Source organism: Bradyrhizobium sp. 141 (assembly GCF_023074055.1).
In the GTDB taxonomy this organism is placed as follows: domain Bacteria; phylum Pseudomonadota; class Alphaproteobacteria; order Rhizobiales; family Xanthobacteraceae; genus Bradyrhizobium.
In genome coordinates this window covers 1-24,752 of the sequence record NZ_JADPKR010000080.1, presented here as the reverse complement: position 1 = coordinate 24,752, position 24,752 = coordinate 1, and the positions used below count along the sequence as shown (strand labels likewise).

The window sequence follows — 24,752 nt, the reverse complement described above, 5'->3', positions numbered from 1 at the left end:
ACGACAACGCCCGCACGAGGCGGGCGCTATCGGTTCGTCCGGTGGAGGGCTGAACGATATCAGCCCTGATACTGACCGGCGGCAACGCGCGGGATGTCCGAGCGATCGAGGCCGATATCGGCCAGTTCGCGATCGCTGAGCTGGGACAGCTCGGCAACATTGCGCTGATAGTCCCGGAAGGCCTGGATCATGCGGATGAGCGAGAGCAGCATTGGTAGTCTCCTGTAGTTCGATTCAGCCCTTGCCCGGGCCTCATCGTTGAAATGAATATAGTGGAGAGTGGTGCAGTGCGAAAGTTCCGATGTTGCGATGCAGCTAAGCGGAAAGCGCATAGCGCGAGTAAGGAAGACTTAACTCCTAGGCGATCCCCACCCAAGCGGTAAGCAGGGGGCGCCGAATCTTCAGGGCCCGTGAAATCACGGGCTTAGTAGCGGATATTTGATTTTGATCATCACGGAAATAGGTTGCGAGGCTGTCGCCGGCAAGTAGGCGCCTTCAGCGTCTACACCCAAGTCCGATATGCGCGAATCGCATGAGATGAGAAATCAATTTATTGAATTTAAATTCATTTTTTGAGTTGAGTGCAGCGAAGCCGCGAGTGTGAAGCGGCTTCGCCAGCGCAGATCTCGCGGCGGGAGGCGGCGCTATGGCTCCTCCAGGGTTTGTCTCGGCCGCATTCGCGCTCCTTGGCGGCACGTCCGCACGCCCAGCGTGTGGTTTGATGACAAGGATGTAATGAAAAACAGAATTCTTGCATGACGCTCTGCGCGGCGCGCAACATCACGCAATTCTCGCGAGGAATTTATTGCGGCAAGTTGCCGCGCCCGGAGGAAGGTGTTGTCGCAGAGTCCGGCAATGTCGCTGGGTCTGTCCCAAGAACAAGAGAAGGAAAGTAACATCATGACGAAGTTACTCGGGGTTATCGCAATTGCCGCCGTCGCGCTCGCCGTTGCGCCGGCCCAGGCCGCCAAGCACGCCGCCATGGGCGGCTGCAGCTCGGCCAATCTGGAAAAGACGGAAACTGCGATCGAGGCCATGCCCGACGGTGACGGCAAGCTCGTCGCGCAGAAGGAGATCGCTGCTGCGCAGGATTCGCTGCTCAACGGCAAAATGGGTGCGTGCGGCGCGCATCTGAACAAGGCGCTGCACGCCACCATGGGCAAGTAAACGCACCAGAGAGGGCCGGTCGTCGGACGATCGGCCCTACGCGTTGTAGATGGTTCTCTAAGGAGCGCGCGCCAGCTGCGTGGCGAAATAGGCGATGGTCTTGGAATAGACCTCGCTCTTGTTCCACTGCTTGAGCACCTCGAAATTCGGACTGCCCGGCTGCCAATCCTTGCCCTTCTGCCAGCCATAGCCGGCGAGATAATTGGCGGTGGAGGCGAGCACGTCGGGCGCGTTGTGCAAGAGATCGCGCTTGCCGTTGCCGTCGAAATCGACCGCGTATTTCATCCAGGACGACGGCATGAACTGGGTCTGACCGAGCTCGCCGGCCCAGGCGCCCTTCATCTCGGCTGGTGCGAGATCGCCGCGCTGGACGATGCGCAGTGCATCCAACAGCTCGGCGCGAAACTGCTCGGCGCGCCGGCAATCATAGGCCAGCGTCGCCAGCGAGCGGATGGTCGCGAACTTGCCGGTATTGACGCCAAAATCGGTCTCCAGACCCCAGATCGCGACCAGCACTTCGCCGGGAACGCCATAGGTCTGCTCGATGCGCGACAGCACCGAGCCGTATTGCTTCATCCTGTTGGAGCCGCGCTCCAAGCGGGGCGGCACCATGCGGCCGGAAAATTCCTCGAAGGTCTGGGCGAAGACCTTTTGCGAACGGTCGCGGTTGAGCACGCTCTGATCCAGCGTCACGCCGGCGAGTCCCGATGCAATGGCCTGTTGTGAGATGCCCTTGGCCGCAGCGTCAGTCTTGAGGTCGGTCAGCCAGGCATCGAAATTGCTCGAACCGCAGGCAACCGCGGCGGACGCCGGCTGGGCAGACAGGATTGACGCGGAGAGGGCGAAGGCTGCGAGAGCGAGACGAGAAATCGTCGAGGTCATTCGAGTAAATGAATTCCGTGAAGCGATCTGACCGGTGGGCGCAATCTCGGTCCGAACCGCGGCCAAAGCAAGGCGTGTGACACAGCGCGATCCTGCCCGAGCCGGGGCAGGATCGCATGTCACGATATCGTCAGACGTCCGTCCGGTTACGCCAGGGGAAGAGGTTGGCCGGGAAGTCGGCAGCCGGCTTGCGCGGACGATGCGGCGGGGGCGGCACCGGACGTGCACCGGGCTCCGAGACGATCACCTTGCGGTAGAGATGCCAGGTGGCATGGCCGAGCAGGGGGATCACCACGGTAAGGCCGAGGAAGGCCGGGATCGTGCCGAGCGCGAGCAGCACCGCCACGATCAGGCCCCAGGCCGCCGTCGGCACCGGGTTCCTCGCGACAACGCGCAGTGAGGTGCTCATCGCCTCGAACGCGCCGGCATGGCGGTCCAGCATCAAGGGGAACGACACGGCGCTGATGCAGAGTGCGGCGAGCGCGAACAGGAAGCCGGTGCCACAGCCGACCACGATCAGCCACCAGCCCTGCTGCGTCGTCAGCACGCGCGTCATGAAGTCCGAGATCCCGGTCACGCCCTCATAGCCGAACGCCGCGACATAGATCGCCTGCGCGGTTGCAACCCAGGTCACGAACAGAGCGAGTAGCAATGTGCCGAGGCCGAGCATCGCTCCGAACGAAGGCGAGCGCAGCACTTCCATGGCATCCCAGGCGCTGGCTTCTTCATAGCGTTCGCGCCGGCTGGAGAGCTCGTAGAGACCGAGCGCTGCGAAGGGGCCGATCAGTGCGAAGCCGGCGGCAAGGGGAAACAACAATGGCAGCACCGAATAGCCCATCACCACGCGGGCGAGCACGAGGCCGAGCACCGGGTAGATCACGCAGAGAATGATGGCGTGGCTCGGAACGGCCTTGAAATCCTCCCAGCCGCGCCGGAGCGCATCGTGCAGATCGGACAGCTGGATGGTTCGAATGACAGGTCCAGCCGCATCCGCGCTCTGGCCCATTGTGGGGACATTGCCCTGGTAGAGTGTGGCCATAGTCGCTAGCTCCCTTGCCGAGCGGCCGCCATCCGGCGCCGGCAAACGGCGCGAGCGGCCGCCATTTTTGAGTTTCGCGATTCCAACCAGACGCGAATTCCGGAAGGCATCGCGAGCTGAACGCGAAGCGTACGCCTATTTCCGAGTCCTGTCCCTTACGCTCGGGTGAGATTCGATGCCGCAGCGCAACCTCGACGATGTCATTCGGTCGTCATTTCGCCGCAGATAAGCTGATGCTGCTCGTTGGTTCGCAGAACTTCGCGGGCGCAACGCAGTAACTTGGTCTATAAGTGCCACTCAAGGCCCTTCCAACGGATCCTTTTCGGGGAGCAGATATGAGCATTTTCGGGAAAATCATGGGCGCGATCTTCGGTAGCCAGCCGGCTTCCGCCGCGCCCGCCGGTGGCGCAGCTTCGCCCGCTGGAGCGGCGCCGGGAGCATCGGCGCCGGCCGGAGCGCCCATGGCCGCGGTCGACGTCGCCGCGGTCGTCGACAAGGCGGTGGCCGCGCACAAGGGCGAGAAGCTGGAATGGCGTACCTCGATCGTCGACCTCATGAAGGCGCTCGACATCGATTCCAGCCTTGCAGCCCGCAAGGATCTCGCCAAGGAGCTGGGCTACACCGGCGACATGAACGACTCGGCGAGCATGAACGTCTGGCTGCACAAGCAGGTGATGTCCAAGCTCGCCGCCAATGGCGGCAAGCTGCCGCCGGAGATCAAGCACTGACCGACCGTCGGTCGTGCCGCAAGGGCCCGCGATCTCGCGGGCCCTTTTGCGTTCAGGCGACCAGATCCGCATCCTCCGGATGCCTGTCGAGATAATCGACGACGAAGCCGCAGCCGGCGATCACCTTCCTGCCGTCGCGCCGGATCAAGTCCAGCGCGCCCTTGACCAGCTCGGAGGCGATGCCGCGACCGCGGAGCGCGCGGGGCGTTTCGGTGTGGGTGATGATGACCGCCGTCGGCGTCAGCCGGTAATTGGCGAAGGCGATATCGTTGCCGACATCGAGTTCGAAGCGGCTCCTGTCCTTGTTGTCCCGTACCGATGCGGCCATGCAAGATCCTTCCGACGTGCGTCTTACGCATTGATCTAGGAGCCCGTCCCCGTCCTTGGCAAGGCGCGGCCAAGGGAGACTTGCCGCACGGCAGATATCTGCAACGCGCGTGCCTGTAGCTGCAGTGCAGTATGAGAAGTCATCCTTGGTGAACACCACGCCGGCTCCAATAATTGCGGCGCCGCTCTTGCAAGTTCCACGGCGGCTCCCACGTCCTCTCAAGGACATACGCCCGAATGCGGCCGGCAGGGTCGCTAGACATTCGGAGTGTCATGATTGCCAGCCGCAGACGTATGCCTCTTTGTAGGAGGTTACGATGTCGGACTTTGGTTTCTTGAATACTCATCGAACATGGGAAGACTGGTGCGGGATGCTGCTCGGCGCGCTCATCGTGGCTTCGCCGTGGTTTCCCATCCAGGATCCGGCGATTGCCGGGCACCAGACGGCGATCCTGAATACGGTCGCAATCGGTCTGGTCGTGTTTGGCATCAGCCAGCTCGAATATGTCGCCTTGCAGCGCTGGCAAGAGGTAACGACGATCCTCGTCGGACTGTGGCTCATCGCCTCGCCTTACGCCCTCGGCTATTCCGCTGACGGCTTTCTCCGCATCTACCACACGAGCCTCGGCGCGGCGGTGGTGCTGCTGGGCATACTTCAGCTTTGGCAGGACTGGGATCTGAATGATCAGGACATGCTCAAGCACGGACAATAGACCGTAGATGTCGGCCGGCCCGCTGGCTACGGGCGGCGGGCCTGTGCTCTCATCGCGCTACGAGGTCTGCATAGTCCGGATGCTTTTCGATCCACGCCTTCACGAACGGGCATTGCGGGATCAGCTTCAATCCGTCGGCGCGGACCTGGTCGAGCGCGCCTTGCACCAGCTTCGAGCCGACGCCCTTGCCGCCGAGCTCCTTCGGCACGTCGGTGTGCTCGAACGTGATCACGTCGCCGTCGAGCTTGTAATGCTCGGTCGCAAGATGGCCTTCCACCGCGAGCTCGTAGCGGCAATGGTCCTTGTTGTTGATGACGTTGCTCATGTTGTCGACCTTCCAGCTGCCAGCCTCGCGCACCAAGTCATAACGCACGGTCGGGCCGGCCGGTTTCGGATGTTGAGGTCGTTCGGTTCAATCGGCCGCTTTGGCGAGCCTGGAATCTTCGGGCTGTTGCTGCGGACGCAGGCATCCCTGGCAGATCACCAGGGAGCGGTTGACCCTTGCATCCTGCTCAGCTTCGCTGCCGTCCTGCGCTTGCCACCACTCCTTCGAATGGGGCTGAAGCCCGGCCTGCGCGCTGCTTGGCTCGGTTCGGGCCGCGGTCCGTGTTGGTTGTGGGGCAGCACGCGGCCGATTGGGATCCTCGCCGGCGCCATCCCAGGCATAACGGGCCGGCTTGAAGGCCGGATCGGACGCCAGATGCGCCTGCGGCGCCACGGCACATCCGGCGAGCGCCAGCGACAACAGAAGGAAGGCAGGCGCTTTGACCATGATGCGGCACTCTGTACGCGAGAACTGAGCGAGGGTGCGCCGATCATGTTTAAAATTCCCTGAACGATTGCGGCCGCACCGGCGACCAACCCGCATGCGTTATCTGATCCTGATGCTCGCTCTGTTCAGCTCTGCCGTGCGCGCCGAGGATACAAGGACGTTCAATCCAGCCGACTATCCGGCCGGCGTGCAGAAGGCGCTGCGCTACGCCAATGAGGAATGCACCAGTCAGGACGGCGGCGAGGTGAGCTTCGCGCCGGATACGGTGCGCAGGATCGATCTCACCGGTGATGGCCGCGACGACTACATCGTCGATTTCGGCGAGACCAAATGCGGAGATCGCGAGACCACCTATTGCGGAACCGGCGGTTGCGTCATCAAGATCCTGGCGACGTTGCCAGATGGCAACTTGCGCGAGGTGTTTGACGGCTACGTCCTCCGCTACAAGATCATGCCCCCGCCGACGAAGCGCGGTGCTGCGCGCAGTATCCGCTTCGATCTGCATGGCAGCTTCTGCGGCGGCTTTGGTCCGCAGGCCTGCGTCAAGCAGAAGACCATCACGGCGACGCCGTTTGCATTCAAGCAACCGTAGGGGAGCCGTGCATCCGGCGGCCTTGCAGGGGCGCGGGGGATGGCGATAAATGGGCTGCAATGAGCGGGTAGCCAGCGTGCCGTCCGCCTTCGAAGAGGAAGCCCCATGCAGCCCCTGCGCATGTCCCGCCGCGTCATGAATCTCGCTTACATGCTGACCCAGAATGCGCGGCGGCATGGGCCGCGTCCCGGCTTCGTCTGGGGAGACAAATCCTGGACCTGGCGCCAGATCGACGCGCAGGTCTCGGCGCTGGCGGCGGCGCTCGCCGCGCGCGGCATCACCAAGGGCGACCGCATCCTGGTCCATTCCAAGAATGGCGACGAGATGTTCTTCTCGATGTTCGCGGCATTCCGGCTCGGCGCGGTCTGGGTGCCCACCAATTTCCGCCTGATGCCGGATGAGGTCACCTATCTCGCGCAGGCCTCCGGCGCCAAGGCGTTTTTATGCCATGTCGATTTTCCCGAGCACGCCGCGGCCGTGAAGGGTGGGGCGCTCGAGTTCACCTGGAGCATCGACGGCAAGGCCGCCTTCGGCGAGCGCTCGGTTGCTGATGCCATTGCCGCGCAAGCTGGCGCCAGTGTCGCGAATGCCGATGTCGAGCATGACGATCCCTGCTGGTTCTTCTTCACCTCCGGCACCACCGGGCGCTCCAAGGCGGCGGTGCTGACCCACGGCCAGATGGGATTTGTCGTCACCAACCATCTCGCCGATCTCACCCCCGGCGTGACCGAGGCGGATGCCTCGCTGGTGGTCGCGCCGCTGTCGCATGGCGCCGGCGTGCATCAGCTGGTGCAGACCGCGCGCGGCGTGTGCACCGTCTTGTTGCCGACCGAGAGGTTCGACATCGACGAGGCGTTCCGCCTGATCGAAGAGCATCGGGTCGCCAATCTCTTCACCGTGCCGACGATCTTGAAGATGATGGTCGAGCACCCCGCCGTCGACAAATACGATCATTCCTCGCTGCGTCACGTGATCTATGCCGGCGCGCCGATGTATCGCGAGGACCAGAAGACCGCGTTGAAGAAGCTCGGCAAGGTCATCGTGCAGTATTTTGGCCTCGGCGAGGTCACCGGCAACATCACCGTGCTGCCGGCGGCGCTGCACGATCCCGAGGACGGCCCGCACGCCAAGATCGGCACCTGCGGCTTCGAACGCACCGGCATGCAGGTTTCGATCCAGGACGACGCGGGCCGCGAGCTCGCGGCCAACCAGAGCGGCGAGATCTGCGTGATCGGCCCTGCCGTTCTCGCCGGCTATTACGACAACCCTGAAGCCAATGCGAAGGCATTCCGCAACGGCTGGTTCCGCACCGGCGATCTCGGCCACATGGACGAGGAGGGCTTCGTCTACATCACCGGCCGCGCGTCCGACATGTACATCTCCGGCGGCTCCAACATCTATCCGCGCGAGATCGAGGAAAAGATCCTGACGCATCCCGCGGTCGGTGAGGTCGCGGTGCTCGGCGTGCCCGATGCGACCTGGGGCGAGGTCGGCGTCGCCGTTTGCGTTGCGCGGGACGGCGAGAAGCCGGTGAGCGAAGCCGAGATGGCGGCGTTCCTCTCGCCGAAGGTGCCGCGCTACAAGATGCCGAAGCGGTTCTTCTTCTGGGAGGCGCTGCCGAAATCCGGCTATGGCAAGATTCCCAAACGCATGGTGCGCGACGAGCTCGAGGCGCGCGGGCTGCTCGATCTCGACAAGACGAAAGCTGGCTGAGCGGTGGCGATGCGGAGTATCAAGCAGCCGGGCGCGCCCATCGCAGAACGCACCCAATGGGTGGAGGCGAGGGGACGTGCCTTCTCGTTCACGCTTCCGGCAGGGCTGCCGCTGCTGGAAGCCGCCCGGCGCGGCTTTGCGGCCGAAGGTTTTACGAGCGGCGTGCTCAGCTTCCGGCGCGGCGCGCTCGGGCCGTTCGGCTACGTCATGCCGGCGCTGTCGAAGACCGGCGAGAACGCCGCCTTCTACAGCGACACGTTCCGGCCGGCTGGCGTGACGCGCACGAGGCTCGGCAGCATGACGCTCGGCATGCGGGACGGCGCGCCGTTCTTTCATTGCCATGGGCTCTGGACCGAAGCCGACGGCGGGGACAGTGGTGGCCACATGCTGCCGGACGAGACCGTCGTCGCCGAACCGTTCGAGGTCGAGGCCTTCGGTCTGGACGGTGCGATGTTCACCGCCGAACCCGATCCGGAGACTAATTTCAAGCTGTTCGGCCCGGTGGCCGCTGAGAGCACGGGCGCGCCCACGACCAGCCGCGCTTTCGCGCTCCGGCTGCGCCCGAACCAAGATTTTGCTGGCTCGCTCGAAGAGTTCTGCCGCGCGCACGGCATGATGCGGGCGAGGATCCATGGTGGCGTCGGTTCGACCATCGGCGCACGCTTCACCCATGGCGGCGTGACCGAGCCATTTGCGACTGAGGTTGCGGTGACGGCCGGGCTGATCGCGCCCGGGCACTCTGGCGCGCTCGAAGCTGCGCTCGACGTTGCGCTGATCGACTACACCGGCGGCTTGGCCGAGGGCCGTCTGATCCGCGGCGACAATCCCGTGCTGATGACGATGGAGCTGGTGCTGGAGGCGCTGGACTAGCTTTGGAACGGGTGGCGCGAGAAGCCTCTTTGCAATCATTATCGTTCCCGTTATGTTCCGATCCCAGGGAGAGGCTCGGAGGCTGGCAATGGCGCGGAGAGGCTATCGGACGATCAACTTGCCGGCGCCGTATCTGAAGCGGGTCTGGCTCGACCCGCTGCAGGTGGGTGATCGCGAGGCCTATCCGTTTTGTCTGCCCATCTTCTCGGATGATTTCGAGCTCAACTTCGACACCGCCATCACGATCATCGTCGGAGAGAACGGCACCGGTAAGTCGACGATCCTCGAGGGCATCGCATCGCTCGCCGGCTACGATGATGCCGGAGGCGGCAAGGGTTATAGGCCGGTCGACCACTCCGAAGCACGCGAGAAGATGGGCGGCCAACTCTCCAAGGCGCTGCGCGCGAGCTGGCTGCCGAAGATCACCAACGGCTGGTTTTTTCGCGCCGAGAGTTTTTTCTCGGTGGCGCGGTATCTGGACAAGGCCGCACGTGATGCCGGCCAGGTCGGCCCCGATTTCCTGTCCCACTCCCACGGCGAAGGCTTCCTGCGCTTCTTCGAGGAGCGCTGTCAGCGCCAGGGCATCTTCATTTTCGACGAGCCGGAATCGGCACTGTCGCCGGCACGTCAGATCGAGTTTTTGAAGCTGCTGCGGCAGATGGAGGATTCCCGGATCTGCCAGGTCATCATGGCGACCCACGCGCCCATGCTGATGGCTTACCCGAATGCGCGGCTGCTGCGGCTCGGGAAATACGGCCTGGAGCCTGTTACGGTCGAGGAGACGGATCATTATCGCTTGATGCGGGAGTTTTGTGCGGACCCGCGCGGATTTGTTGAGGCGACGCTGAGGGAGTGATGAGCGCGGTTGGCACTCGCTCTCTCCGCCGTCATTGCGAGGAGCACTTGCGACGAAGCAATCCAGAATCCCTCCGCGGAGAGGGTCTGGATTGCTTCGCTGCGCTCGCAATGACGGCGTGTGGAGCAGCAGCATTCTCTTCTCTCGTGTCCCGGACGCGACGCAGCGCGTAGCGGTGCGGCGCAGAGCCGGGACCCAGGAAGTCGCACGGATTGCTGCTGGATGGGCCCCGGCTCTGCATCGCACCGCCGAAGGGGCGCTGCGCTGCGTCCGGGGCACGAGCGCCAAATACCAATCCAAATCGCACACGCGCCCCTGCGTTCTCGCGGCGTATTCCGCCCGAGCTTTGCGGCCGTTGCCGCCCTCGAAAACGCCGAGGGCGCAGGGAAGGCCGGGTGCCGGCTGGCACCCGCGGTCCACTGTGCGAAGCGTGTGCTAAAACAGCTGCACAGCGGCATACAGGTGAAGCCAAACATCCGGCCTTCCCTGCGCAGTGGTTTTACGGCTTATGTCGTGATCTCCCCGGGGAGCGATGCACTATTGCCCCCGTCGCCTTGCGGATGGCTGATGCGCGGACCCGGTTGGGCCGCCACATCACCGCAACACTTGGCGCACAGACCCCGGGCGCCAGGACCACACGATTTTGCCGTACGCAGGCTGCGCCGGTCGTATGCGCGCGGGTGAGCTGCTCACGGTGTGACCCGCCCTGCAATCACCCTCGCGCCGACGCCGCCTGCATCCACCACGTCCCATCCCGCGTGTCGTGACGATCGCGATGCGCCCCTCGGCCGGGTTGGGATGGCTTTCTATACGATAATCCGAAGTTCTGATAAAGAGAAATATTTTGACGCGATGGCGTTGACCCTCCCATGGGGTATTTTGCCCGACGGGCAGCGCAACAGATTGTGGGTTGGGCCGAGCGTCGCCGCAACGGCGCCACGAACCGGTCTCCCCTCGGCCCCAAAATACGCTAGGATGACCGGAGCGCGCCTTAAGTCGCGCGTGATCAACTGGACGTATGAGGAAACGAGATGAGGGTGACGATTGGACGGCGCACGGCCGTGGCTGCGGCGCTGGCTGTAATTGGGGCGGCAGGCTTGACGGCGACCTTTGGCCCGGCCTGGGCGCATGGGCCGACCCGGCAGAAGGTGCGGGAATCCATCGAGATCAGTGCGCCGCCGGCCAAGGTCTGGGCCGCGATCTCCAACTTCCAGGACATGAGCTGGCTCCCGATCGTCACCAAGACCGCGGGTGAGAAGGGCAACGAGATCGGCGCGACGCGGACGCTGACCCTGACGGGCGGCCCGACGGTCGAGGAGGAGCTCTACAAATACGAGCCGGACATGCTGAGCTATTCCTACCGGATCACCAAGGTCGACGTGAAGGTGCTGCCGGTGACCAATTATTCCTCGACCTTGACGGTGTCGCCGGCGCCTGACGGCAAGTCCAAGCTGGAATGGGCCGGCGCGTTCTACCGCGGCTTTCCCAACAACGATCCGCCGCCGGAGCTGAGCGACGAGGCCGCGGTGAAGGCGGTGAGCGGGCTTTACAAGACCGGCCTCGAGGCGCTGAAGAAGAAAATCGAAAGCGGTAGCTGATCGTGCGGGCACCGGACTTGCGGGCGCTGCTCCTGGCGGCGCTCGCCGCCGGCCTTTGCTGGGCCGGTCTCGGCAGCGCGTGCGCCGAAGAGGCGTTCGTCACCAACCAGCTCAGCGACGATCTGATGGTCGTGGACCTCGCGACCTCGCGGAGCGTGGCAACCATCGCCATCGGCGGCAAGCCGGCGGGGGTGGCCGTCAGCGCGGACGGGCGCTTTGCCTATGTGACGAGCCCCGACGCCAAGGCGGTGACGGTCGTCGACGCCGCAGCACGCCAGGTCGCGGGCCGGATTGAGGTCGGCGGCGGGCCGCTCGGCATTGCGGTGGCGCCCGATGGCAAGACCGTCTATGTCGCCGACTGGTATGCGGCTGCGGTGCGGGTGATCGATACGGCCACGCGCAGCGTCACCGCCAGCATCGCGGTCGGCGCCTCGCCCTCGGGGCTGGCGGTGACGCCTGATGGCAAGCTGCTGCTCTCGGCGGATCGTGACGACGACAGCGTCTCGGTGGTGGACACGACAACGGGCCAGCGCAAGACGACGATCAAGGTCGGGACCCGTCCGTTCGGCGTCACCATCGATGCCGATGGCAAGCGCGCCTACACCGCCAATGTCGGCTCCGACGACGTCTCCGTGATCGACATCGCGGAGGCGCGCGAGATCGGCCGCGTGCCGGTCGGCATGCGGCCCTATGCAGTGGCGCTGACGCATGGCCGCGGCTTCGTCAGCGATCAATATGGCGGCACCGTCAGCGTGTTCGACCTGGCGAGCCTGAAGCCGATCAAACGCATCAATGTCGGCGACTATCCCGAAGGCATTGCCGCGACATCGGACGGCAAGCGCATCATCGTCGCCTGCTGGGAGAGCAACACGCTAAGCATCATCGACGCGACTGATCTGAAGGTGATCGGCGAGATCAAGACCGGCGACGGCCCAAGGGCGTTCGGGGCGTTTCTGCGGAGGACGGAGTAGGGGGCGGTAGCCCGCGTGAGCGCAGCGACATGCGGGGCAGAGCCCTCCTTATCCACCGGCATTCCCGGATATCGCTTCGCTCATCCGGGCTACGGCACCGGGGCACAGCGCCGATATAATCTCATCCATCCGCTCGAACGTATGGTCCGGCCCGAGCGCCCGCAGCGCCGCCGGTGCCGCGTAGCCCCAGCACACGGCACCGCAAGCAATCCCGACCGCGCGCGCCGCCTCGATGTCGCGGACCTCGTCGCCGATCGCAATGACGCGGGCAGGCTCGACGCCCGCGCGGCGGATGACGCGGCGGAATTTCGCGGGCTTGCCGAACAGCGATGCCGCGCAATCGAAATGCGCGAACAGGGCGGCAGCCTCGCCGAGCTTTTCGCGCGCATTGGCCTCGCTGTCCGACGTCACCAGCGCGAGCTGCATGCCGTTGTCGGCCAGCGTCCGCAGCATTGCTTCGACACCCGCAAACAGCGAAATCTCCGCCGCTGCCTCCGCCTTCAGCCGCCGCGCATGCCGCGCGATCGCCGGCAGCTTCCACAGCGGCACCTCAAGCTGGCTGAGGATCTCGCGGCTCGACGCATGCCGCAGCCCCTCGATGTCCTCATCCCTCACGCGGCGAAAGCCGAAGCGGTCGGCGACATCGTTGATGGTGCGCAGGAACCACGGAAAGCTGTCGGCGAGGGTGCCGTCGAGATCGAAGATGGCGAGGGCGTAGGGCATGGAGCCGGATTGTTGAGCTCGCTGACAAGCGAAATGTGGCGTGCTATCATTCGACAGAATTCGAGGATAGCCATGCGGCACGAACGCATTGAAATCAACCCGGCAATCATGGCCGGCAAACCCGTGATCCGCGGGACGCGCGTGCCGGTCGAACTTGTGTTGCGCGAACTGGGTGCGGGTATGACCGCCGAGGCCATCATCGCGGAGCACCCGCGGTTGACGGCCGACGATATTCGGGCATCTCAGGCTTTTGCGGCCGACTATTTGGCCGACGAAGACATCATTTATCGCTGAACCATGCTCTGGCTCGCTGACGAGTGCGTCACGGTCTCTCTGGTTCGAGAGCTCCGGGGCGCCGGTCACGACGTGCTCTATATTGCTGAATTTGCTGCCAGTCTGAGCGACGTGGAGGTCATCGCGCTGGCGTCGCGGGAGGGACGTCTTCTCCTCACGGCTGACAAGGATTTCGGCGAGCTTGTCTTTCGTCGCGGCCAAGCCGTTCCAGGTCTCGTCTTGTTACGTATCGATCCGGAGAGCGGACCGCTCGGACGCAGGCGGCTATTGGAAGCAGTCGATCAGTTTGGCCAAAGGCTCTTCGGCCGCTTTGTCGTGGTGGACGAGGTTCGTTTTCGATCCCGTCCTTTGTAGCGTCATCCCGACATCGAACGAGTCACCGCAACTTGCGGACGTGGACATTGATGTCGAGACCGACGTTCTTGACGCAAGTCTGGGTGGTCCGATGTGAGCCGCCCTCGTGCCAGCGACCGTCCCGCGCCCGGACACCGCTGACATTGGCCAGCTTCAGGCACCGCCATTGCGGCAGCGGTCCGCTGCTCTTGCCGGCAAATTGCCAGGCGAGCACAGCTTCCTCGCCGCTCTTGTCGGTGCCGATGATGTGCGGGCATAGTTCGCGATGTCGGCCCTCGTAGACGCAGGTCGCCTGCTGTCCATCGAGGATCGCGTTGCGGAAGAGTGTATAGGTTCGGCTGGGCATCGCTCCCTCCAGATCGCCTCATCTGGCGTGTGGCTGACCGACGATGCGCCGCCGGAGTTTTTGGCGTAGCTTACGTCCGGGATTTCCAGACGGTCTCTTCGGTCCAGCCGAACTTGGCGAACTCGGCAGCCCGGAGTGGCGCTTCGCCTTCCGCAAAGAACTCGTCGAGTTGCGGCGGCGCGACGGTTGTCTCGGACAGCATGGCATGCGCCTGTCCCCGATGATGGATCTGGTGCTGGAAGAGATGCATGAGCAGCCGGTCACACCGCTCGGTCTGCACGCGTGTATCGCGGTTGATCTTTACGACGCCATCGAGCCGCGCGGGCGTCAGTGCATCGCAGATGGCGATCAGGCGCCTGTCCATTGCAGCTTGCGCAGACTTCAGCGCAGCGAGAGCAGGAAAAGGCACCTCGTTCTTCCAGGCCGCCGGCCCGAGCCAGCCACCCTCGAGTGCATCGATGTAGAACAGGTCGATGATGTAGATGTGGTTCAGCGTACGCTGCAGGCTTGGAAAGAAGCCGGTGCGGTGGGCTTCGAGTTCCGGCTGGGACAACGCGGCGCAGGCCGCGAGCAGCCGATGGTTCGCCCAGGCATTGTTGTAGGCGAAGGCGCGATAGGTTTGCACAAGTCCTGCGGACATGTCGGTTCTTCCCCGATCGTGCGTGGTTCGTCGGGCGGGATCACGATGCGTGGTCCAGCTCGTTGCGCAGGAAGAGCAGTGGCGGATTACGCTTCGCTAATCCGCCCTACGGCTTCGGTTCAGAGCAACTACTCCGCCGCCTCGCTCGTGCTCCGCCGCTTCGGCTTCCCTGCCTTCTTCAGCACCGGCGCCAAAAACTTCCCCGTGTAGCTCCTTGGCGCCTTCGCGATATCCTCCGGCGGGCCCCAGGCGACGATCTCGCCGCCGCCGTCGCCGCCTTCGGGGCCGAGGTCGATGACCCAATCTGCGGTCTTGATGACTTCGAGATTGTGCTCGATGACGACAACCGTGTTGCCCTGCGCGACCAGCTCGTGCAGCACCTCCAAGAGCTTCTTGACGTCGTGGAAGTGCAGGCCGGTGGTCGGCTCGTCCAGGATGTAGAGCGTGCGGCCGGTGGCGCGCTTGGACAGCTCCTTGGCCAGCTTGACGCGCTGGGCTTCGCCGCCGGAGAGCGTCGTCGCCTGCTGGCCGACGTGGATGTAGTCGAGACCGACGCGGTGCAGCGTCTGGAACGTCTCGCGCACGCGCGGCACCGCCTTGAAAAAGTCAGCGGCTTCCTCGACGGTCATGTCGAGCACGTCGGCGATGCTCTTGCCCTTGAACAGCACCTCCAGCGTCTCGCGGTTGTAGCGCTTGCCCTTGCAGACGTCGCAGGTGACGTAGACGTCGGGCAGGAAGTGCATCTCGATCTTGATGACGCCGTCGCCCTGGCAGGCCTCGCAGCGGCCGCCCTTGACGTTGAAGGAGAAGCGGCCGGGCTCGTAGCCGCGCGCCTTGGACTCGGGCAGGCCGGCGAACCATTCGCGGATCGGCGTGAAGGCCCCGGTGTAGGTCGCGGGGTTGGAGCGCGGGGTGCGGCCGATCGGCGACTGGTCGATGTCGATGATCTTGTCGATGTGCTCGAGGCCCTCGATGCGGTCGTGCGGGGCTGCGCCTTCGCTGGCATTGTTCAGCTTGCGGGCGATGGCGCGATAGAGCGTGTCGATGAGGAGCGTCGACTTGCCGCCGCCGGACACGCCGGTGACGGCGGTGAACAGGCCGAGCGGAATTTCGGCGGTGACGTTCTTGAGGTTATTGCCGCGCGCGTTGACCACCTTGATGGTGCGGCGATGGTTCGGCGGGCGCCGCTCCGGCACCTCGACCTCGAGCTCGCCGGTCAGATACTTGCCGGTGAGCGATTTCGGGTTGCGCATGATCTCGGCGGGCGTGCCTTCGGCGATGATGTTGCCGCCATGCATGCCGGCGCCGGGGCCGATGTCGAGGACGTGGTCGGCGAGGAGGATGGCGTCCTCGTCATGCTCGACAACGATCACGGTGTTGCCGAGGTCGCGCAGTCGCTTGAGGGTGTCGAGCAGGCGGGCGTTGTCGCGCTGGTGCAGGCCGATCGAGGGCTCGTCCAGCACGTAGAGCACGCCTGTCAGGCCCGAGCCGATCTGCGAGGCCAGGCGAATGCGCTGGCTCTCGCCGCCGGACAGCGTGCCGGAGGAGCGGGACAGCGTGAGATAGTTGAGACCGACGTCGAGCAGGAAGGTGAGGCGCTCGCGGATCTCCTTGAGGATGCGGCCGGCGATCTCGTTCTGCTGTGCGTTCAGCGCGTCGGGCACGGTCTCGAACCATTCGCCGGCCTTCCTGACCGACAGCTCCGAGATCTCGCCGATATGCTTGGTCCCGATCTTGACGCAGAGCGCCTCGGGCTTGAGGCGGAAACCCTTGCAGCCCTCGCATGGCACGTCGTGGAAATACTTCGCCAGCTCCTCGCGCGCCCACTCGCTTTCGGTTTCGCGGTAGCGGCGGTTGATGTTGGTGATGACGCCCTCGAACGGCTTCTTGGTGTCGTAGGAGCGCACCCCGTCCTCGTAGGAGAACTTGATCTCGTCCTCGCCGGAGCCGTGCAGGATCGCGTCTTTCGTTTTCTTCGGCAGATCCTTCCACTTGGTGGTCAGCGTGAACTTGTAGTGCTTGCCCAGCGCAGTCAGCGTTTGCACATAATAGGGCGAGGACGATTTGGCCCAGGGCGCGATCGCGCCCTTGCCGATAGCGAGCTCCTTGTCGGGGATCACGAGATCCTCGTCGACATGCTGCTCGACGCCGAGGCCGCCGCAGGCGGGGCAGGCACCGTAGGGGTTGTTGAAGGAAAAGAGCCTGGGCTCGACCTCGGGAATGGTGAAGCCGGAGACCGGGCAGGCGAACTTTTCCGAGAACAGCATGCGCTCGGGACCGCTCTTGTCGTGGATCTTCGCGGTCTTCTTTTTCTCTTTCTCTTCGGCGGGTGCCGCCGCCGGCGCGTCGGCGAATTCGACGACGGCAAGGCCCTCGGTGAGCTTCAGCGCGGTCTCAAAGCTCTCGGCGAGACGCTGGCCGATGTCGGCGCGCACCACGATGCGGTCGACGACGACGTCGATGTCATGCGGGAATTTCTTGTCGAGCGTCGGCGCTTCCGCCAGCTCATGGAAGGTGCCGTCGATCTTGACGCGCTGAAAACCCTTCTTGAGCCATTCGGCGAGCTCCTTGCGGTACTCGCCCTTGCGGCCGCGCACGACCGGCGCGAGCAGATAGAGGCGCGTCCCCTCGGGCAGCGCCAGCACGCGGTCGACCATCTGCGAGACGGTCTGGCTCTCGATCGGAAGGCCCGTGGCCGGCGAATAGGGCACGCCGACGCGCGCCCAGAGCAGGCGCATGTAGTCGTAAATCTCCGTCACGGTGCCGACGGTGGAGCGCGGGTTCTTCGAGGTCGTCTTCTGCTCGATCGAGATTGCCGGCGACAGGCCGTCGATCTGGTCGACATCAGGCTTCTGCATCATCTCCAGGAACTGGCGCGCATAGGCCGACAGCGATTCGACGTAGCGGCGCTGGCCTTCGGCGTAGATCGTGTCGAAGGCGAGCGAGGATTTTCCGGAGCCTGACAGGCCCGTGAACACCACCAGCTTGTCGCGGGGAATCTCGACATCGATGTTCTTGAGGTTGTGCTCGCGCGCGCCACGGATCGTAATTGCGCGCAGGTGTGCCCCCGCGTTCTGCTGTTGGCGCTTCGCCTTGATCACTTCATCCATCCGAGTTGCCCTCAAGGAAGCCCAAAGGCTCGCGATCGCGCCAACGTCAAGGCGCGCTTCGCCCGGAACCGGGATCGGCGCCGATGGGGTTGGCAGCGAACGTAGGAAGAACGCGGGCCGATTTCCAGAGGGAGTTGCGAATCGTCAACGGATTGTTGGCGCACTGGCGGCATCTGGCAGGAGCGCGGCGGGCGGAACCTCGCGGGCAGTGCCGCGCACCAACAAAAAGGCCGGCGCGAGGCCGGCCTTTCGTGACGATGACGCGTCGGTAGATCGGGACGTCCGATCAATATCGGGCGACCACCGGGCCGCCAAAGGTGTAGTTGAGGCGGACGGTGCCCATGTCGACGTCCTGCTTGATACGGTCGATGCGGTCGTTGACACCGAGAATCGTGAACGAGTTGTTGCGGCGGCCCATGAACAGATGGTCGTATTCGATGGCTACGGACCAGTTCGGGGCGAAACCGAATTCCACGCCAGTGCCGACCGCGCCACCCCAGCGCGTCTCGCTGGCGCTATCGAGGACGACGCCGCCCAGCAGACCGTTATATTTGGCGTGCGTGACGGCCGCGCCACCCTTCACATACCAAAGCACGTTGTTCCAGGCGTAGCCGATCTGGCCGGTGAACAGGCCCAGCGCATCGATCTTGGTCTGGTTGACCAGCGGCGGCGGCCCAAGCACCAAGCTCGTATTCGAGCCCTTCAGGTTGGCCCAGTCGCCCTGAGCTTCGAGACCGAACACCCAGTTGGCCGACTGCCAGCGATAGCCAACCTGGCCACCGACGACGCCGCCGGTCGCGTTGTGACAGCCTTCGGGCGTGTCCGGTCCTGCAATGCCGAAGATATTGTTGACGTCCCAGCAATTGCGGCTCGAGGCGCCACCGCCGTTGATGCCGATGTAAAAACCGCTCCAATTGTACATTGCGATCGGCGCGATCGGCGCCTTGGTGTAGGGGCGGGCCGCCAAATCGGCCGCCGAGGCCGGTGCCAACGCGCTGAGTACGAGCAAACCAGCCGAAGCCAGCAAAATCTTCTTCATATCGATTCCCCAGTTCCGTTTCTCGTTTCTGCCTTCCGGAAAGCGGAAGAGCAGCGGACGCTATGATGATCCGACCAATGCCATTGTTTTACACCAATGAAGCCAAAGGTTGTGTCACCCGGGCGCCACATCTCTCCAAAAACGCTGGCTGGCAAGCGGGTTGTCGCGCACAAACAAAAAGGCCGGCGCGAGGCCGGCCTTTCGTAACGCGAAGCGTTGGAGCGAGCTCAGTACTTGGCGACCACCGGGGCGCCGAAGTGATAGTTCACGCCGACCTGCACGGTGTGGAAGTTGAGCGTGCCGGAGGGCACGGCGCCCGAGAAGTAGGTCTCGCCGCCGAGGCTGCGATAGAGATACTCGCCCTTGACCGACCACTGCGGAGCGAAGAACGCTTCGACGCCGGCGCCGACGGTCCAGCCCGAGTGCCACTTGCTGTCGGAGACGGTCACACCGAGCGCCGAGAGGCTGAGCTTGTTGTCGATCCAGGCGTAACCACCGGTGCCGTAGAACAGGACGTTGTTCACGGCCCAGCCGATACGGCCGCGCACGGTGCCGAGCGCGTCGGTCTTGGACGATACGGTCAGGCCGAGCGCGGTGGCGGAGGCGCTGACGTCAGCCCACGAACCATCGGCCTCGAGGCCGAACACGACGTTGCCGGTCTGCCAGTTGTAGCCGGCGGTGCCGCCGACGAAGCCGCCCTTCATCTTCGGGTCGCCCGAAGAGGCTTCCCAGGCGCCGCCACCGACGATACCGAGGTAGAAGCCGGTCCAGTTGTAGACCGAAGCCATCGGAGCGACCGGAGCCTTGGTATAGGGGCGGGCTGCGAGATCAGCAGCCGAAGCGGGAGCTGCCAGAGCGAACAAACAGGCCGAAGCCAACAAAACCTTCTTCATTTTCAACTTAATCCCAGTCCCAGTTTCTGTTGTTGCCTTCCGCGGGCGGAAGGGCAGCGGACTCTGTGTCCAACTGAGGCCGTACTTACACCACCAAAGCCGCAAGTTGTGTCTCCTAAAAGCCACACGGCTGCCCAAAACGTAAGCGTGACTGACTCATCCGGCTTGCGGTCAAACGAAAAAGGCCGGCGCGAGGCCGGCCTTAGACTTCAATGATATCAGAGGGATATCAGTACCTGGTGGTGCCCAGCCCGCCCCAGTTGAAGTGATAGTTCACGCCTGCCTTGACGGTGTGAACGGTATCGGTCCACTCGGAGCGGTTGGCGGGCACTGGGGTGTACTGGATCGTGCTGCGGCCGAAGTCGATGTAGTTGTATTCGATCTTGGCCGACCAGTTCGGAGCGAACATGTATTCCGCGCCGGCGCCGACGGTCCAACCCCAGCGCCAGTCGTTTTGGGCGAAGGTTGGGGAGGGGACCAAAGCGGGATCATAACGATGCTGGATGTCGCCGACCGCGGCACCGCCGCTGACGAAGAACAGAGCGGGGCCGGTTGAATAACCGAGGCGGCCCTTGATGTCGCCGAAACCGCGAATCCTCGTGAAGTAGGTATCGCCAAGGCCGGCATTGATCTCGGCGGAACGGCCGTTGATGTCAGCCCAGTGGTAATCACCCTCGATGCCGAATACGACCGGACCCGACTGCCAGTTGTAGCCGAACACGCCACCGACAAAGCCGCCCGTGGTGTCGTAGTCTTGAGATCCAGCAAAGATCGCCGTATTCGGAGCGCCAAAGAAGGTTTCGTCGCTGCGGCCCCAGGCACCGCCGCCCTGCACACCGACGTAGAAGCCGGTCCAGCTATAGATCGGAGCGGGGGGCGCGACCGGCGCCTTCGTATAGGGACGGGCTGCGAGGTCCGCAGCACCGGCCGGAGCCGAGAGGGTCAGCGCAACCGCGCCGGCGAAGCCGATCAGGATCTTCTTCATTGCAATCTCCCCAGTCGTATCCGCCTCTCAGAGTTCCCCGAGGCGGACTATCAGGCGCGAGGCCCATTTGCATCAATTCGAAGCACAACGATAGCTCGATTGGGCGGCAGAGTCCGTGCCCGGAGCGCAACAGTTGGGGGTAATCGACCTGTCCGTAACTTAATGAATGTTAAGTGGTATTTGCCATTCACGGGAACTCGATCCGGTTCCATCCCAATTGCCATCACAGCGCCATTTTGCCGCCATCCCGTCTCCACATTTGGCGGTGATTTCTGTAGGAACAAATCTGGAACAGATTGCCAGTCGGTGCTATATAGTGGGGATAACCTTGGGGTGACGGGCTGAGCGGCGCCTGCAAGTGTATAGGGTCGCCTCAACAGGCGCAGAGGAACGCGGTTAGCGCGCTCGGCCTTTTGAATTCAGTGGCATTCGGAGTGGAGAGCGGCGATGGCGGGAAGCGTCAATAAGGTCATTCTGGTTGGAAATCTCGGCAAGGATCCTGAAATCCGCCGCACCCAGGACGGGCGGCCGATCGCGAATCTGAGCATCGCCACCTCGGAGACCTGGCGCGACAAGAATTCCGGCGAGCGCAAGGAGAAGACCGAGTGGCACCGCGTCGTGATCTTCAATGAAGGTCTCTGCAAGGTCGCCGAGCAATACCTGAAGAAGGGCGCCAAGGTTTACATCGAGGGCGCGCTCCAGACCCGCAAATGGACCGATCAGAGCGGCGTCGAGAAGTACTCGACAGAGGTGGTGCTCCAGGGCTTCAACTCGACGCTCACGATGCTCGACGGCCGCGGCGGCGGCGGTGGAGGCGGCAGCTTCGGCGACGAGCCGGGCGGCGATTTCGGCTCCTCCGGCCCCGTCAGCAGCGCACCGCGCCGTCCCGTGGCCGCCGGTGGCGGTGGCCGCAACAGCGACATGGACGACGATATCCCGTTCTGAGGACGACCGGACAATCAGGGGGCGCGGGCCGCTTGAGCCGCGCCTGCCACGTCGTGTCAGCAAACCTTACTAATCGACAGGAAGGGCTCGGGATTTCCGGGCCCGCTTCATATTTGAGTTGAAGTCGGGCGGCGCCAGCGCAGACAGGCCGATGAGGTGCGCTCTTCGCCCGATTAACGAGGTGTCAGCGGCGATTTCGGAAGGCCTGTTCCAGGCCCGTCCGAGACGCTCCCCGTAAGGCCGTAAGTTATTGGAAAAATGGGCGGAAAAAGCGCTTCCCTGGAGCCTGCAAGGGTGGTTATCAGGGGCTCGATGCGCTATATGATTCCCAGATAAAACCTCACCGGATTTCCCCTTGGCTGACGACGACGACAAGCCCGGCGACCAGCCGGCGCAACCCTCGGATATTCGCCCTGTCTCCATCTTCGAGGAGATGAAGAAGTCCTATCTCGACTACGCCATGAGCGTGATCGTGGCGCGGGCGCTGCCTGATGCCCGCGACGGTCTGAAGCCGGTGCACCGCCGCATCCTGTTCTCGATGAACGAGCAGGGGCACACGCCCGACAAGAAGTACGTCAAGTCCGCCCGCGTGGTCGGTGACGTCATCGGTAAGTATCATCCGCATGGCGACCAGTCGATCTACGACGCCATGGTCCGGATGGCGCAGGACTTCTCCATGCGCGTGCCGCTGATCGACGGCCAGGGCAATTTCGGCTCGGTCGACGGCGATCCCCCGGCCGCCTATCGATACACCGAAGCCCGCCTGACGAAGGTGGCGCTGGCTCTGCTCGCCGACATCGACAAGGACACGGTCGACTTCCAGCCGAACTACGACAACAACGAGACCGAACCCTCGGTCTTGCCGGCCAAGTTCCCGAACCTTCTGGTTAACGGTGCGGGCGGCATCGCGGTCGGCATGGCGACCAACATCCCGCCGCACAATCTCGGCGAGGTCATCGACGCCTGCGTCGCGCTGATCGACAACCCCGCGCTCACCATCGACGAGCTCATCAACATCGTGCCGGGACCGGATTTCCCGACCGGTGGCGTCATCCTCGGACGGCAGGGCATCCGCTCGGCCTATCACCTCGGCCGTGGCTCCATCGTGATGCGCGGCAAGGTCGCGATCGAGACCATCCGCAAGGAGCGCGAGGCGATCATCATCACCGAGATTCCCTACCAGGTGAACAAGGCGACGATGGTCGAGCGCATCGCCGAGCTGGTCAAGGAAAAGAAGATCGAGGGCATCGGCGACCTGCGCGATGAATCGGACCGCGATGGCTACCGCGTCGTCATCGAGTTGAAGCGCGACGCCGTGCCGGACGTCGTGCTGAACCAGCTGTACAGATTCACGCCGCTGCAGACCAGCTTCGGCGTCAACATGGTGGCGCTCGACAGCGGCCGTCCGCGGATCATGCATCTGAAGGACCTGCTGGCCATCTTCGTCGACTTCCGTGAGCGGGTCGTCACGCGGCGCACCAAGTACCTGCTGGCCAAGGCGCGCGATCGCGCGCACATCCTCGTCGGTCTCGCGATCGCGGTCGCCAATATCGACGAGATGATCCGCGTGATCCGGACCTCGCCCGACCCGACTACCGCCCGCGACACCCTGATGTCGCGCGACTGGCCCGCGCGGGACGTCGAGGACATGCTGACCCTGATCGACGATCCGCGCCATCGCATCAGCGCCGACGGCACGATCCGGCTGTCGATGGAGCAGGCGAGGGCCATCCTCGATTTGCGCCTGCAACGCCTCACCGCACTCGGCCGCGACGAGATCCGCGAGGAGCTCGACAAGCTCGCGGGCGAAATCGCCGATTATCTCGACATCCTGCGCTCGCGCGACCGCGTGCTGGGCATCATCAAGACCGAGCTCGCCGAGGTGAAGTCCGAATTCGCCACGCCGCGGCGCACTGTCATTATCGAGCAGGAAGGCGAAGTCGAGGACGAGGACCTGATCCAGCGCGAGGACATGGTCGTCACCGTCTCCCACGCCGGCTACGTCAAGCGCGTGCCGCTGTCGGCCTATCGGGCGCAGCGCCGCGGCGGCAAGGGCCGTGCCGGCATGCAGACCCGCGACGAGGATTTCGTCTCGCGCCTATTCGTGGCTTCCACGCACACGCCGGTGTTGTTCTTCTCCTCGCGCGGCCAGGTCTACAAGGAAAAGGTCTGGCGCCTGCCCATGGCCGCGCCGAACGCGCGCGGCAAGGCGCTGATCAACATCCTGCCGCTGGAGCAGGGCGAGCGCATCACCACCATCATGCCGCTGCCGGAGGATGAATCGACCTGGGGCAACCTCGACGTGATGTTCGCCACCACGGGTGGCAACGTCCGGCGCAACAAGCTGTCGGACTTCGTCGACGTCCGCCGCTCGGGCATCATCGCGATGAAGCTCGACGACAACGAGGCGATCGTCGACGTGCAGATCTGCACCGAGCGCGACGACGTGCTGCTGACCGCCGCCGGCGGCCAGTGCATCCGCTTCCCCGTCACGGACGTGCGCGTGTTCACCGGGCGCACCTCGATGGGCGTGCGCGGTATCGCCCTTGGCGACGGCGACAAGGTGATTTCGCTGGCGATCCTGCGCCATGTCGAGACCACCTCGGACGAGCGTTCCGCGTACTTGAAGATGCGCCGCGCGGTCGCCGGCGAAGCCGCGGCCGAGGAGACGGCCGTGGACGGCGAGGCCGAGGAGACCTCCGGCAGCTTCCAGCTCGCGCAGGAGCGTTACGCCGAGATGTCGGCGCAGGAGCAGGTCGTGCTCACCGTCTCTGTCAACGGTTATGGCAAGCGGACCTTGTCTTACGAGTACCGCACCACGGGCCGCGGCGGCAAAGGCATCGTCGCCATGAGCGTCAACAACCGCAACGGTAATCTGGTCGCGTCGTTCCCGGTCGAGGAGGCTGATCAGATCATGCTGGTCACCGACAAGGGCCAGCTGATCCGCTGCCCGGTCGAAGGCATCCGCATCGCCGGCCGCTCGACGCAGGGCGTGATCGTGTTCGACACCGCCGAGGACGAGCACGTGGTGTCGGTCGAGCACATCACGGAAGAGGCGGAGAGCGGGAATGGCGAGAACGGGTCGTAGGACCGACCCGTAGATGGGGTAACGGGCCGGCCGCCCGCTCGCTACGGCGCGATTTGGAAGCGCGCTCGCGAGCGGCCTGTTGGTTGGAAGGCGGTCGTCCCTCAAAC

The 24,752-nt window shown here is 64.0% G+C and carries 26 protein-coding genes; 13 read left to right on the top strand and 13 right to left on the bottom strand.

Translation table 11 applies throughout. The annotated features are described in order from the left end of the window. Positions 1-59: 59 nt before the first annotated feature. Entirely contained in the window at positions 60-212 is a 153-nt protein-coding gene (locus IVA81_RS20960; RefSeq protein WP_007590701.1) for a DUF1127 domain-containing protein, read from the bottom strand. A gap of 625 nt (positions 213-837) precedes the next feature. Here IVA81_RS20960 and IVA81_RS20955 point away from each other — a divergent pair. Next, positions 838-1,167 (top strand): hypothetical protein, encoded by a 330-nt coding sequence (locus IVA81_RS20955; RefSeq protein ID WP_247321441.1) that lies wholly within the window; start codon positions 838-840, stop codon positions 1,165-1,167. 57 nt (positions 1,168-1,224) lie between these two features. Here IVA81_RS20955 and IVA81_RS20950 read toward each other — a convergent pair whose 3' ends face one another. Both IVA81_RS20950 and IVA81_RS20945 read right to left on the bottom strand, forming a co-directional pair. Then, positions 1,225-2,049, bottom strand: a complete 825-nt coding sequence (locus IVA81_RS20950) for a lytic murein transglycosylase (protein ID WP_247321439.1) — start codon at positions 2,047-2,049, stop codon at positions 1,225-1,227. A 130-nt stretch (positions 2,050-2,179) separates the two neighbouring features. After that, positions 2,180-3,088: a DUF2189 domain-containing protein gene (locus tag IVA81_RS20945; protein ID WP_247321438.1), complete on the bottom strand. Its 909-nt coding sequence runs from the start codon at positions 3,086-3,088 to the stop codon at positions 2,180-2,182. Positions 3,089-3,423: 335 nt separating this feature from the next. On the opposite strand from IVA81_RS20945, the gene IVA81_RS20940 reads away from it, so the two are divergent. Continuing rightward, on the top strand, positions 3,424-3,816 hold the full coding sequence (locus IVA81_RS20940; RefSeq protein WP_247321428.1) for a DUF3597 domain-containing protein: 393 nt from the start codon (positions 3,424-3,426) through the stop codon (positions 3,814-3,816). A 52-nt stretch (positions 3,817-3,868) separates the two neighbouring features. Here IVA81_RS20940 and IVA81_RS20935 read toward each other — a convergent pair whose 3' ends face one another. Next, positions 3,869-4,144, bottom strand: coding sequence for a GNAT family N-acetyltransferase (locus tag IVA81_RS20935; protein WP_247321426.1), 276 nt, complete (start codon positions 4,142-4,144; stop codon positions 3,869-3,871). Between the two features lie 316 nt (positions 4,145-4,460). Between IVA81_RS20935 and IVA81_RS20930 the strand changes: the two genes are divergently transcribed. Beyond that, the gene (locus IVA81_RS20930) at positions 4,461-4,856 is read left to right on the top strand and encodes an SPW repeat protein (RefSeq protein ID WP_247321424.1); all 396 of its coding nucleotides are present in this window, start codon (positions 4,461-4,463) and stop codon (positions 4,854-4,856) included. A gap of 49 nt (positions 4,857-4,905) precedes the next feature. Here the strand turns inward: IVA81_RS20930 and IVA81_RS20925 are convergent, their stop codons facing one another. Together IVA81_RS20925 and IVA81_RS20920 are read right to left on the bottom strand one after the other, a co-directional pair. Further along, the gene (locus IVA81_RS20925) at positions 4,906-5,181 is read right to left on the bottom strand and encodes a GNAT family N-acetyltransferase (RefSeq protein ID WP_247321422.1); all 276 of its coding nucleotides are present in this window, start codon (positions 5,179-5,181) and stop codon (positions 4,906-4,908) included. A gap of 87 nt (positions 5,182-5,268) precedes the next feature. Further along, positions 5,269-5,628, bottom strand: a complete 360-nt coding sequence (locus IVA81_RS20920; protein ID WP_247321420.1) for a hypothetical protein — start codon at positions 5,626-5,628, stop codon at positions 5,269-5,271. Positions 5,629-5,722: 94 nt separating this feature from the next. Between IVA81_RS20920 and IVA81_RS20915 the strand changes: the two genes are divergently transcribed. The 6 genes from IVA81_RS20915 (at position 5,723) to IVA81_RS20890 (ending at position 12,228) form a co-directional block, all read left to right on the top strand. Next, a complete protein-coding gene (locus IVA81_RS20915) occupies positions 5,723-6,220 on the top strand; it encodes a hypothetical protein (protein WP_247321418.1) in 498 nt (165 codons plus the stop codon). Positions 6,221-6,325: 105 nt separating this feature from the next. Continuing rightward, positions 6,326-7,933 carry an acyl-CoA synthetase gene (locus tag IVA81_RS20910; protein ID WP_247321416.1) on the top strand — a complete coding sequence of 536 codons (1,608 nt, stop codon included), beginning with the start codon at positions 6,326-6,328 and terminating at the stop codon, positions 7,931-7,933. A gap of 9 nt (positions 7,934-7,942) precedes the next feature. Continuing rightward, on the top strand, positions 7,943-8,803 hold the full coding sequence (locus IVA81_RS20905) for a DUF296 domain-containing protein (protein ID WP_247321414.1): 861 nt from the start codon (positions 7,943-7,945) through the stop codon (positions 8,801-8,803). Between the two features lie 88 nt (positions 8,804-8,891). Then, positions 8,892-9,659, top strand: a complete 768-nt coding sequence (locus tag IVA81_RS20900; RefSeq protein WP_247321412.1) for an AAA family ATPase — start codon at positions 8,892-8,894, stop codon at positions 9,657-9,659. A gap of 1,031 nt (positions 9,660-10,690) precedes the next feature. Continuing rightward, a complete protein-coding gene (locus IVA81_RS20895) occupies positions 10,691-11,257 on the top strand; it encodes an SRPBCC family protein (protein ID WP_247321410.1) in 567 nt (188 codons plus the stop codon). Positions 11,258-11,274: 17 nt separating this feature from the next. After that, entirely contained in the window at positions 11,275-12,228 is a 954-nt protein-coding gene (locus IVA81_RS20890) for a cytochrome D1 domain-containing protein (RefSeq protein WP_247321845.1), read from the top strand. A 48-nt stretch (positions 12,229-12,276) separates the two neighbouring features. Here the strand turns inward: IVA81_RS20890 and IVA81_RS20885 are convergent, their stop codons facing one another. Further along, on the bottom strand, positions 12,277-12,951 hold the full coding sequence (locus IVA81_RS20885) for an HAD family hydrolase (RefSeq protein WP_247321409.1): 675 nt from the start codon (positions 12,949-12,951) through the stop codon (positions 12,277-12,279). Positions 12,952-13,023: 72 nt separating this feature from the next. Between IVA81_RS20885 and IVA81_RS20880 the strand changes: the two genes are divergently transcribed. Beyond that, complete coding sequence (locus IVA81_RS20880) at positions 13,024-13,245, top strand: DUF433 domain-containing protein (protein ID WP_247321408.1); 222 nt, start codon at positions 13,024-13,026, stop codon at positions 13,243-13,245. A 3-nt stretch (positions 13,246-13,248) separates the two neighbouring features. Beyond that, on the top strand, positions 13,249-13,599 hold the full coding sequence (locus tag IVA81_RS20875; protein ID WP_247321407.1) for a DUF5615 family PIN-like protein: 351 nt from the start codon (positions 13,249-13,251) through the stop codon (positions 13,597-13,599). Positions 13,600-13,621: 22 nt separating this feature from the next. Here IVA81_RS20875 and IVA81_RS20870 read toward each other — a convergent pair whose 3' ends face one another. The 6 genes from IVA81_RS20870 to IVA81_RS20845 form a co-directional block, all read right to left on the bottom strand. Further along, on the bottom strand, positions 13,622-13,945 hold the full coding sequence (locus IVA81_RS20870) for a hypothetical protein (protein ID WP_247321406.1): 324 nt from the start codon (positions 13,943-13,945) through the stop codon (positions 13,622-13,624). A 70-nt stretch (positions 13,946-14,015) separates the two neighbouring features. Next, a complete protein-coding gene (locus tag IVA81_RS20865; protein ID WP_247321405.1) occupies positions 14,016-14,585 on the bottom strand; it encodes a DinB family protein in 570 nt (189 codons plus the stop codon). Positions 14,586-14,713: 128 nt separating this feature from the next. Continuing rightward, complete coding sequence (gene uvrA, locus IVA81_RS20860; protein WP_247321404.1) at positions 14,714-17,695, bottom strand: excinuclease ABC subunit UvrA; 2,982 nt, start codon at positions 17,693-17,695, stop codon at positions 14,714-14,716. 286 nt (positions 17,696-17,981) lie between these two features. Then, complete coding sequence (locus IVA81_RS20855) at positions 17,982-18,734, bottom strand: outer membrane beta-barrel protein (RefSeq protein ID WP_247321403.1); 753 nt, start codon at positions 18,732-18,734, stop codon at positions 17,982-17,984. Positions 18,735-18,961: 227 nt separating this feature from the next. After that, positions 18,962-19,627 carry an outer membrane protein gene (locus IVA81_RS20850; RefSeq protein ID WP_247321402.1) on the bottom strand — a complete coding sequence of 222 codons (666 nt, stop codon included), beginning with the start codon at positions 19,625-19,627 and terminating at the stop codon, positions 18,962-18,964. A gap of 229 nt (positions 19,628-19,856) precedes the next feature. Then, the gene (locus tag IVA81_RS20845; protein ID WP_247321400.1) at positions 19,857-20,612 is read right to left on the bottom strand and encodes an outer membrane beta-barrel protein; all 756 of its coding nucleotides are present in this window, start codon (positions 20,610-20,612) and stop codon (positions 19,857-19,859) included. A gap of 447 nt (positions 20,613-21,059) precedes the next feature. On the opposite strand from IVA81_RS20845, the gene IVA81_RS20840 reads away from it, so the two are divergent. Together IVA81_RS20840 and gyrA are read left to right on the top strand one after the other, a co-directional pair. After that, the gene (locus IVA81_RS20840) at positions 21,060-21,557 is read left to right on the top strand and encodes a single-stranded DNA-binding protein (protein WP_018317913.1); all 498 of its coding nucleotides are present in this window, start codon (positions 21,060-21,062) and stop codon (positions 21,555-21,557) included. Positions 21,558-21,912: 355 nt separating this feature from the next. After that, complete coding sequence (gene gyrA / locus IVA81_RS20835; RefSeq protein ID WP_247321399.1) at positions 21,913-24,645, top strand: DNA gyrase subunit A; 2,733 nt, start codon at positions 21,913-21,915, stop codon at positions 24,643-24,645. Positions 24,646-24,752 lie beyond the last annotated feature (107 nt).

Coding starts and splice junctions, on each gene's coding strand:
- IVA81_RS20960 (WP_007590701.1), bottom strand. CDS start 212: ATGCTGCTCTCGCTCATCCGCATGATCCAGGCCTTCCGGGACTATCAG.
- IVA81_RS20950 (WP_247321439.1), bottom strand. CDS start 2,049: ATGACCTCGACGATTTCTCGTCTCGCTCTCGCAGCCTTCGCCCTCTCC.
- IVA81_RS20945 (WP_247321438.1), bottom strand. CDS start 3,088: ATGGCCACACTCTACCAGGGCAATGTCCCCACAATGGGCCAGAGCGCG.
- IVA81_RS20940 (WP_247321428.1), top strand. CDS start 3,424: ATGAGCATTTTCGGGAAAATCATGGGCGCGATCTTCGGTAGCCAGCCG.
- IVA81_RS20935 (WP_247321426.1), bottom strand. CDS start 4,144: ATGGCCGCATCGGTACGGGACAACAAGGACAGGAGCCGCTTCGAACTC.
- IVA81_RS20930 (WP_247321424.1), top strand. CDS start 4,461: ATGTCGGACTTTGGTTTCTTGAATACTCATCGAACATGGGAAGACTGG.
- IVA81_RS20925 (WP_247321422.1), bottom strand. CDS start 5,181: ATGAGCAACGTCATCAACAACAAGGACCATTGCCGCTACGAGCTCGCG.
- IVA81_RS20920 (WP_247321420.1), bottom strand. CDS start 5,628: ATGGTCAAAGCGCCTGCCTTCCTTCTGTTGTCGCTGGCGCTCGCCGGA.
- IVA81_RS20915 (WP_247321418.1), top strand. CDS start 5,723: ATGCGTTATCTGATCCTGATGCTCGCTCTGTTCAGCTCTGCCGTGCGC.
- IVA81_RS20910 (WP_247321416.1), top strand. CDS start 6,326: ATGCAGCCCCTGCGCATGTCCCGCCGCGTCATGAATCTCGCTTACATG.
- IVA81_RS20905 (WP_247321414.1), top strand. CDS start 7,943: ATGCGGAGTATCAAGCAGCCGGGCGCGCCCATCGCAGAACGCACCCAA.
- IVA81_RS20900 (WP_247321412.1), top strand. CDS start 8,892: ATGGCGCGGAGAGGCTATCGGACGATCAACTTGCCGGCGCCGTATCTG.
- IVA81_RS20895 (WP_247321410.1), top strand. CDS start 10,691: ATGAGGGTGACGATTGGACGGCGCACGGCCGTGGCTGCGGCGCTGGCT.
- IVA81_RS20885 (WP_247321409.1), bottom strand. CDS start 12,951: ATGCCCTACGCCCTCGCCATCTTCGATCTCGACGGCACCCTCGCCGAC.
- IVA81_RS20880 (WP_247321408.1), top strand. CDS start 13,024: ATGCGGCACGAACGCATTGAAATCAACCCGGCAATCATGGCCGGCAAA.
- IVA81_RS20875 (WP_247321407.1), top strand. CDS start 13,249: ATGCTCTGGCTCGCTGACGAGTGCGTCACGGTCTCTCTGGTTCGAGAG.
- IVA81_RS20870 (WP_247321406.1), bottom strand. CDS start 13,945: ATGCCCAGCCGAACCTATACACTCTTCCGCAACGCGATCCTCGATGGA.
- IVA81_RS20865 (WP_247321405.1), bottom strand. CDS start 14,585: ATGTCCGCAGGACTTGTGCAAACCTATCGCGCCTTCGCCTACAACAAT.
- uvrA (WP_247321404.1), bottom strand. CDS start 17,695: ATGGATGAAGTGATCAAGGCGAAGCGCCAACAGCAGAACGCGGGGGCA.
- IVA81_RS20855 (WP_247321403.1), bottom strand. CDS start 18,734: ATGAAGAAGATTTTGCTGGCTTCGGCTGGTTTGCTCGTACTCAGCGCG.
- IVA81_RS20850 (WP_247321402.1), bottom strand. CDS start 19,627: ATGAAGAAGGTTTTGTTGGCTTCGGCCTGTTTGTTCGCTCTGGCAGCT.
- IVA81_RS20845 (WP_247321400.1), bottom strand. CDS start 20,612: ATGAAGAAGATCCTGATCGGCTTCGCCGGCGCGGTTGCGCTGACCCTC.
- IVA81_RS20840 (WP_018317913.1), top strand. CDS start 21,060: ATGGCGGGAAGCGTCAATAAGGTCATTCTGGTTGGAAATCTCGGCAAG.